Origin of the sequence: Mycobacterium sp., from assembly GCF_049683935.1 — a bacterium.
Lineage (GTDB): Bacteria > Actinomycetota > Actinomycetes > Mycobacteriales > Mycobacteriaceae > Mycobacterium.
Genome location: NZ_JBAUJR010000263.1, coordinates 1 through 8216, shown reverse-complemented (window position 1 = coordinate 8216; position 8216 = coordinate 1). Strand labels below are relative to the sequence as shown.

Genomic DNA, 8216 nt, shown 5'->3' with positions numbered 1-8216 from the left:
CTCGTCGATACCTGCCCGGACGAGTTCACGTCGACCGGCGAATCCACGTTGGGCCTGACCGCGGTGGTGCTGCCAGTCGTCGATCTCGGAGCTGATCCACAGGGCCACGGCGGTATACAGCGCACCGAGCACCAGAATGCACACCCAGGTCACCCACGCCGGACCCGGCTGCGCGGTCGCCGGCCACGCGGCCGCGGGGTCCGACGGATTGGTGACCAACCCGCGGAAGATCGAGAACAGCTCACCGAGGCTGGTGGGCATCGCGATCACCTTGCCCGACACCAGCGAGGAGACCATGCCGCCGCCGGCGACAGCGAACACCAGCCCCACGATCAGAGCGGCACCGACCCAGACCTCGGACGGAACGAACGGATCGCTGGGCCTGCGGGGAGGGGATTGCATCGCACTCATCGAACTGTCCTGTCGTCGGTGGAAGGGACACGGCGGGAATAGCTTTCGAGCACGTGCAGCTCGGCGGCGAGACCGACAGCGCAGTCCGCGTCGGCGACCGAGTCGAGGGCGGCGAGGTTGGCTCGTAGTCGGGTGATCCGGATGTACCGGGCCACCGCGGCGGCGTCGGTATCGGAGACCGGGGCCAGATGGGTGATCTCGTACCGCCCCTGGTCGGGGAGATAGGTCACGGTGGCCGGGCTGCGTCGACCACTGCGCTCGGTGATCGAGCGGGCGAGGTCGTGCGCGAGGCGGTGCGCGAGGTCCGGTGCCCATTGTCCGAGCAGCAGTGTCGAGTTCGGCAGCGGGTCGGGCCGAGTCGAGAGCACACGCACGTCGACCCCGGCTTCCGCAATCGCACGGCCATCGGGGCCGACGCTGCCCTGCCACTGGATCGGCAGGGCGACCTCGTCGACGGCGGCACGCAGGCAGCCCGGTGCCGGTATCCGCATCGGATCTCCGCCGAGATCGAGTGCCGGCGCGATCCGCGCTTTCCGGACGCCGACGCTGTAGACCGGGATGGCGGCGAGGGCGCAAGCGATCTCGCCGGGGGTACCGGACACACAGACCTCGTCGTCCCCGTCGACAGCGATGGTGACGGTGATGTCGGCGCGGCGGGCCGCAAAGGTAGCGATGACGGCGAATCGTGCTGCGGCGGAGGCCGATGCGAACCGGCCCCCGGTCGAGCTGGTGTCGTCGGCGTACCCGATTGGCGCCGGCGAGCTCACGCGCACGTCGATGGTGCGGGATCGCCGGGCCGCTGGCGAGGAGGTGTTCATGCTGGCTTGACTCCTTTGACGGCGGCGTCGGTGTCGGTGAGGGCGATCTCCTGCGGGGAGCGAACGTGTTCCATCAGGATCGGATCGGACGAGCCAATCTTGACCAGGCATTCGCCCTGGCCCAGGCCCATGATGATGTCGACCGATCCGGGCGGCAGGTGATACATCTCCGCTGTCTCGCGGGCATCGTCGAAGCGTTCCTGCGCGAACAGGAACACGATTCCCGCCTCCTGCATCAGGGCACGCGCGGGGGAGTCGTGGGACATGTCCGAGGGGTGATGAAACGCCGAGACGGTCGACAGACCCAGTCCGCGAGAGAGTTTCATGTTCGACCGGAACACCGCGCCGGTCGATCCTTCGGCGACGTGCCAGCCTTCCTCGACGATGAGAATGGTCTGCTTGGACACCGACGAACGCGCCGCGAGCAGGTTCGCCAACCAGGTGTTGATCACGGTCATCACCACCCGCAGCGCAGGCCCTTCGGTCGGCAACGCGGAGACGTCGAAATGCGCGAACGGATGCTCGAGCGCGGCCCGGACCTCCGGGGAGGTTTCCGCGTCGACGAGGCCCTTCAGATCCCGGTCGACCAGACGCAGCAGGGCCAAGCCCGGCTCGTAACCCCATTCGAGCGAGCGCTCGGACCAGCGGTCACCGAAATACGTGCCGTCGTCGGTGGACGGCTCGACGAGGCGGCGCGCGAGATCCTTGAGCACCGGTGCACGACCGGTCGCGGCAGCGTCGGCGTTGACCAGCTCCAACGCTCGGCCGACGGCGCTCTTCTCCGGTGTGGTCAGCGGGCGTTCCATCGTGTCGGCGAGGACGGCGAGCACGAGGGCTTCCTGACCGGCCGGGGTGACACCGTCCAGGCCCCCGGCGTGTTCACCGCCGGTGGTGATCGCCGGGTCGAGCAGGTTCAGTCGCGCCCCGCCGCCACCGGTTTTGAACCGGACCGATTCCACCTCGAGGGTGCGGGCGAAGATGGAGTACTCGCCTTCGCTGCCCTGGCGTTTCTTGTCGATGACCACTACCTGTCGGCCGAAGATGATCTGCCGCCACAAAAACGCGGTCTTGATCATCGAGGACTTGCCCTTGCCGATGTCTCCGACCACGCAGACGTTGATATTGGAGATGTCGGTGCCGTAGAGCTCGAACGGATCGGTGATCACCAGGTCCTGGGAAATCCGGTTCAGGCCGGTCACCGCTCCCTGGTGGCGGGCACTGCGGCGGCTGATGGCCAGATTCAGCGCTTCGGACTGCCTGGTCGTACTCCACGCGCCTTCGGTGCGGGGTTCGTACCAGCCGTAGCGGTCGAGGAGCGTGAACCGCCGAGGCGGCTTACGGCGGGCAATCCGCTTGGGGATCGCCTCCGCGGCCTCGAGGACGGCGGCGGAGTCGCCGAGCAGGCGGGGGCGCGGCGATCGGGCCGGCTGCCCGGTCGCGGCCGGTCGGGTGGACGGACGACGGGTGGTGTGTTGCGGCATCGAAATCTCCTGGGCTACGTGGTGTAGCGCGTCACGGCGAGACCGCGAGCGAAGGGCAGGGTGGTGAACAGGGCGACGTCGTGCATGTCGTCCTGCCAGGTGATGGTTTTGATTCCTGACTCGTCGGCGGCTTCCTCCACGCGCGTGCACGCCTGCTCGAGGTCGTCTTCGTCGCGTCCGGTGACCGCGATCGACAGGGAGTAGATGGTGCCGTGATGGCCCGAGCCCGGCATCAGATCGGTGCGTCGACGCCCGGACGCGGTGGCCATCACTTCGGCCGAGCCGTCGCCGGTGATGCCTTTGCGTGCTGCGCTTTCCTGCGCCGCCTTGTCCTGGGTGAAGTCCTGACTGGCCGCTTCCCGGGCGACGGCGTCGGGCACGAAATCGACTCGGACACTGACTGTTCGGATCGTCGGTGAGGGCGGGTTCTCGTCGTCGCCGATGTCGGGGGCGACCCCGGTCAGCAGCGGTGCGAGCCACAACGGGCCCAGCGGAATGGGTTCGATGCTCGCCGGCGGGAGGAACCCGACACGGGTGTGCCAGCGTCCGGATACCACCACCGAGTCGTGGCCACCGACGTAGGAGGGCCAGCAGTTCGACCACCGCGCCCCTTGGTGACGATCGAGTGGGTTCGACGGGTCGACGAAGGCGCGGATCAACGCACAGGTGCGCTGCTCACCGAGGACCTGGACGCGGCCCATGCCGGCGGCGACGAGTTTGCTCACCGCGCGCATCGTCTCGTCGCGGATCACTTGGGCGACACCGCCTTCGAATCGGGCACCTTTCCCGCCTGCAGCCCGCGCGGCTTCGGCCTCGAAGTGGTCGGTCTGGGGGAATTTGAGCACCACGTACGCCCGGTGCTCTTCCGAGTGCGGCCGGATGGTGTCGATGAGGTCGCCGTAGGACTCCACCGGTGCCCGCAGACGCATGTCGCCGAGCTTCTCGATCTCCCGCTCGACCCAGTCCTCGTGCATGGTCAGATCCGCGGGAATGGAGCGGTGGATCAACTGCGTTCCGCGGATGAGCGAGGTCTTGCGGGCCATCGAGGCGCTGAACAGACCGAACTTCTCCGATGTCGTCGCCCAGGCCGCGTCGGTGCGCAGCCCGCCGGCCAGGCCCTGCACGGACAGTACGACCGTGTAGTAGGCCCGCTCGCCGGGGTTCGCGGTGCGGACGATGAACATCTCGTCCAGGCCGGTGCCCGCGACGTCGAGCGGTGCGGTCCGCCCGAGCGGGACCGGGTACTCCCAGCCGGGGTCGAGATCGGTGATCCCGTAGGCGGGGTCGTCGGCGTTGCGGTAGACGTGCTCCCCGCGCCGCATCCGCGACCAGTTCCGCAGTCGGTGCATCTGCCGCGCCGCCAGGGAGGTGTCGCCGAATTCGTACGTCGAGGCGAACACCCCGACGTAGAACACGGCCACGAGCCCGACGGTCATCGCGCCGCCACCGGCCGCGAAGTAGTACACGACGCCGATGATCAGGGCAGCGGTCCAGGTGATGAGCACCGGTGCCGAGATCCCGGTCATGCCGCGGCGGGCGATCTCACCGCCCAGGATGGAGGTTCTCTGCTCGCTGTCGTGCTCGACGGTCTCGGTCGACATCGCTTACCTGCCTTCGGCTTCGGACGGTGCGGACTCGGCACTGGATTTGGCTTTGTTCATTGCCGCTGCTGCGGACTGAGCGGCGATCGGCACCGCTGCTGCCCCGGCCGAGGCGACCGTCGCGGCCGATCCCGTCGCGAGCTTTCCGCCGAGTCGGCCGGCCATTCCCATGGTCGAGCGCTTCGGTGTCGACGTCCCGCCCTTGTCGGTGCCGCCGCTGTGGGCGGTCCCGGTGGTGTGGCCTGGGGTGGAGTTGGTCGACGGCGTCGAGTGCGTGGATCGGGTGGCCTTGTCGACGCCGTCGCCGGAGCGGGTCGAGCGCGGTGTGACGGTCGACCCGCCTCCGCCGCCGCCGCCTCCGCCTCCGCCTCCGCCGCTGCGGCTGCGGAACAGGGCCGAGCTGCCCACGCCTCCGATGACACCACCGGCGACGGAGCCACCGCCGCCGAATCCTTCGGAGTCGGCTTTGGTCGGCAGGATCGGTGCCCACTTGAGCATCGCCCACGGTGCCAGGCCGACGACGACCATCGAGGCACCGACGAGCACGAGAGCGCCGAGCGAGGTCAGGTCGCCCGAGCCGCCGCCGCCCGAGAGCAGAGCGTTGTTGGCCCCGGCGAGCACGATCGCGATGAGCAGGAACAGCATCGGCTTGCTGAGCACGATGCCGACGAACGTGAACAGTGGCCGCAGCGCTTTGGTCCGCCACGTCGGGTGCACCCACATGCCGTAGCCGATTCCGGCGACGCACGCGGTCAGCGGAAGCCCGATCTGGTGCATGAGCAGACCCAGGTAGACCGACATCGCGCCGAGCAGCAGGATGCCGAAGAAGACCAGGCCGACGATCGAGCCGCCGACGACGGTGTCCTTGTTCAGCGTGCCCATCGTGGCGTAGATGTTTTCCACCATCTCGGTGATCGTGGAGCCGCTGAAACTGGCGATGCCCTCGGTGAGCACTGTCGCGAACTCGATCAGCAGTTGAGCCAGGGCCAGGGAGAACAGCATCATCACCACCCCGGCGGGCATGTAGCCGAAGACGTTGGCCACCAGCTCCGACGGCGAGCCCTTGTGCCGTGATCGCATGATCGCCAGCAGTACCGCGAGCGACATGACCATGATTCCCAGACCCGTCGATGCGGCGTAGTAGGTCACGAACCACTGCTGGGTGGGATCGAAGTCGCCGGTCGAGGTCAACCCACGCAGCACGGCATCGGTGAGTGAGAGTGCCCCGCTCTTGGTGGCGTTGACCCAGTCGTCGATGACGGTGGTCGGGTCGGTGACGAAGTCGACGACGTCGTTCGCTGCCCCCGAGATCCAGGAGAATGCCTGCAGGTAGGCCTTGCCGAGCTTGTACTGAGGGGTGGCGGCGATGACCTTGCCGAGGGTGTCGTCCAGGCGTTCGGTGAACGAGGTGTTCTTGTCGATCCAGTTCGCGGTGCCGGCGAACAATCGTCCGATCGACAGGTTCCAGTCCTGGCAGCGGCTGGCATCTGCCCGTTCGGCTTTCGAGCAGTCGACGAAGAACGCGTGCATGCAGTACTGGTCGCCCGAACCCTGCGAGCACGGGTCCGACCAGGCGGCGTCGGGCACCTTGTCGGCACCGGGCAGCGCCTTGATCGCGGTGAGCGAGTCCGCGTCCGGGCTCTGCGCCCAGGCGAAGCCCCATGTGCCCCATTCCTTGGTGCCCCACCGGGCGAGGTCGGCGGCGCAGGTTCCGGTCGGTGGGTGAAAGCTGGTGTCTCCGGCCGGAAACACCGTCGGCAGAGCGTCGGCGGGTGGTTCGGTCCCGTCGGCGACGGCCTGACGGGTGATCTCGGCCGTGGCCTGGGCCTGCGGGTCGGAGCCGACCGCGCTCGCACCGCCGAGCATGACGGCTTTGTTCTCGTCCGATGCGGTCCAGTACAGGAGCCGGTTTTCGTTCGTGAGTGCTTGGGAGATATAGGTTCCCAGGTCGCCGCCGTGGTCTGCGCAGTTGCCCGTGAACCAGGGCCCGCTCCGAAATTCCTCGGTGCCGCCGATGAATTTCTTGAGATCGTCCGGGAAGTGCGCGGGCAGCCTCGATGCCGGTTGTTGGGCGGTGACCGCCCCCGGTGCGGGGGCGGGAACGGCGGAAGGCTGGGCGAGCGCAACAGCGGGTGATCCGAACAGTGCCACCAGTGCGGCGGTGACCGCGATGAGAACGAGACGGCGAATCATGTTCTCTCCTAGTCGATGTAGAAGGTGTAGTACCCGGCGGTCAGTTGACCGCCGAGCGCGGAATCAGCGGCCGGGTAGGACGCGTCTTCCGGTCGCGGGCCCTGGCGGTAGGACCAGTCCTTGGCCTTCCAGTCCCCGTCCTGCCAGACCAACGAGATGTCGGTGGTCGCCCACAGAGTGCTCACGGCGACGGTGCCGGTGTTGTTGATGTCGGACTGGGTGGTGGTCATCGACCACACCGAGATCTGCGCGGCGTCGGGGCTGAACGAGGACACGTGCACCGCGGCCGGCAGGGTGTTCATCACGTCGCTGCTCTCGTCGCGGTTGCTGCCGAGTTCGATCTCGCGGGCCAGTTCGGCACCGGGGTCGGCGGCGATCATCGTCGGGCGGACATCGTTCATGTCGATGCGGCCCTGGCTGGCCTGATCGAACGCTTGGAGCACGTTCACCGCGGCCGTCGATGCGCCTTGGGTGTCGCGGGTGTAGCCGCTGGGGACACCGTTGTTGACGGTTGTGGGCCCGTGTACTGCGCGGATGGCATCGGAGCCACCGCCGCCGGAGTTGTCGGTGCTGCCCGACAGACCGACCACGATCACCGAGACGACGGCGAGGATCGCCAGGGCGACGGCCCCGAGAATGATCCAGCGTTTGGATCCGGACTTGCTGTCGGTCTGTCGATCACCGCCGACGTTCTCGGTGTTGGGGGAGCTGGGGGGTTCGGAGCCGACGTTGCGGTAGTCGATGGCCATGATGGGTAACTCGTTTCTGCGGACGGTGCCCGCGTCGGGGAGGCGTAAGAGTGGTGGTCAGAGCCGGGATCGGCTATGCGCCGGGCTGGACGAGGAGCAAGACTGCGCCGACGATCGGCGAGACAGCGGCCACTCCGCCCAAGATGATGAGGGAGAGCTTGAGATCCTCGCCCGCTTCGCTCAGATCGCTGGACATGCCGCGCTTGCGGGCTTTCTTGGAGGCAAGGAACGAGGTGAGCACCCACAGGCCCGCGAGGGCGATGCTGGCTCCCCAGATCGCCGCGAGCAGGCGCTTCCATGTCTGGTTCAGGGCGGGGCCGAACAAGCTGATGTCCGGGTTGACCCCGTCGTACGGGTTGACGGTCTGGGCGGCGGCGACTCCGCCGGCCAGGACGGTCAGCGCGGCGGTGAGGGCGAGGACGCCGAGTACGCGGCGCGCTCGGTGCGAGGTGGGGGTGGTGACGGGTTCTGTGTCCATCGGGGGTTCCTTTCCGAAACGGGTTGTTCTGCAGTGCCAGTGGATGTACGAGGCGGGGCTATTTGTCTTGAATGCGGCTCACCTCCCAGCCGTCGGACCCGCGCCGCAGGATCATCGCGACGACCCTCTCGCTCACCGGTGCACCGTCGATGCGTTGGGTGACGCGGTAGGAGCGGTAGGCCGTCGAATCGGTCTGCGGGGGAACGGGTTCGTCGTCGGCGACGAGGTCGGGGGTCAGGACCGCGCCGTCCGCGGCCCAGTCCAGCCATTGCGCGCCGGGACTCGATTGCGCTGTGGTGGAGGTGATCTCGCGCGCGTACTCGGAGGTGAGCAGCGGTGCGGTGCGGGCGGCGGCGTCGTTGGGTCCGGCGTCGACGGCGGTGTTCCAGGTGAACCAGACCGTCAACGCCGCGGTGGCCACCGAGTCCGGATCCTGCCGGTCCACCCCTGCAGCGATGTCGGGCAGCGTGGTCGCGGCCGGAGGC

7 protein-coding genes and 1 pseudogene are annotated in these 8216 nt (G+C 68.0%); all 8 read right to left on the bottom strand.

Going from position 1 to position 8216, the window contains the following annotated elements:
* A pseudogene (locus tag WA965_RS15350) lies at nt 1-411 on the bottom strand (TraG family protein); the annotation flags it as partial.
* On the bottom strand, nt 408-1229 hold the full coding sequence (locus tag WA965_RS15345; RefSeq protein ID WP_526297160.1) for a methyltransferase: 822 nt from the start codon (nt 1227-1229) through the stop codon (nt 408-410). The gene WA965_RS15345 and the pseudogene WA965_RS15350, both read right to left, overlap by 4 nt.
* The gene (locus tag WA965_RS15340; RefSeq protein WP_489038629.1) at nt 1226-2710 is read right to left on the bottom strand and encodes a putative type IV secretion/conjugal transfer ATPase; all 1485 of its coding nucleotides are present in this window, start codon (nt 2708-2710) and stop codon (nt 1226-1228) included. Before WA965_RS15340 ends, WA965_RS15345 begins: the two co-directional genes overlap by 4 nt.
* 14 nt (nt 2711-2724) lie before the next feature.
* Complete coding sequence (locus tag WA965_RS15335) at nt 2725-4311, bottom strand: SCO6880 family protein (RefSeq protein WP_526447746.1); 1587 nt, start codon at nt 4309-4311, stop codon at nt 2725-2727.
* Nucleotides 4312-4314: 3 nt separating this feature from the next.
* The gene (locus WA965_RS15330; protein ID WP_489038631.1) at nt 4315-6504 is read right to left on the bottom strand and encodes a hypothetical protein; all 2190 of its coding nucleotides are present in this window, start codon (nt 6502-6504) and stop codon (nt 4315-4317) included.
* An 8-nt stretch (nt 6505-6512) separates the two neighbouring features.
* Nucleotides 6513-7253, bottom strand: a complete 741-nt coding sequence (locus WA965_RS15325) for a DUF8175 domain-containg protein (RefSeq protein WP_489038632.1) — start codon at nt 7251-7253, stop codon at nt 6513-6515.
* Nucleotides 7254-7326: 73 nt separating this feature from the next.
* Entirely contained in the window at nt 7327-7731 is a 405-nt protein-coding gene (locus WA965_RS15320) for a hypothetical protein (protein WP_526298543.1), read from the bottom strand.
* Nucleotides 7732-7789: 58 nt separating this feature from the next.
* Nucleotides 7790-8216: hypothetical protein (locus tag WA965_RS15315; protein ID WP_526447744.1), on the bottom strand; the 427-nt coding region annotated here is incomplete at its 5' end.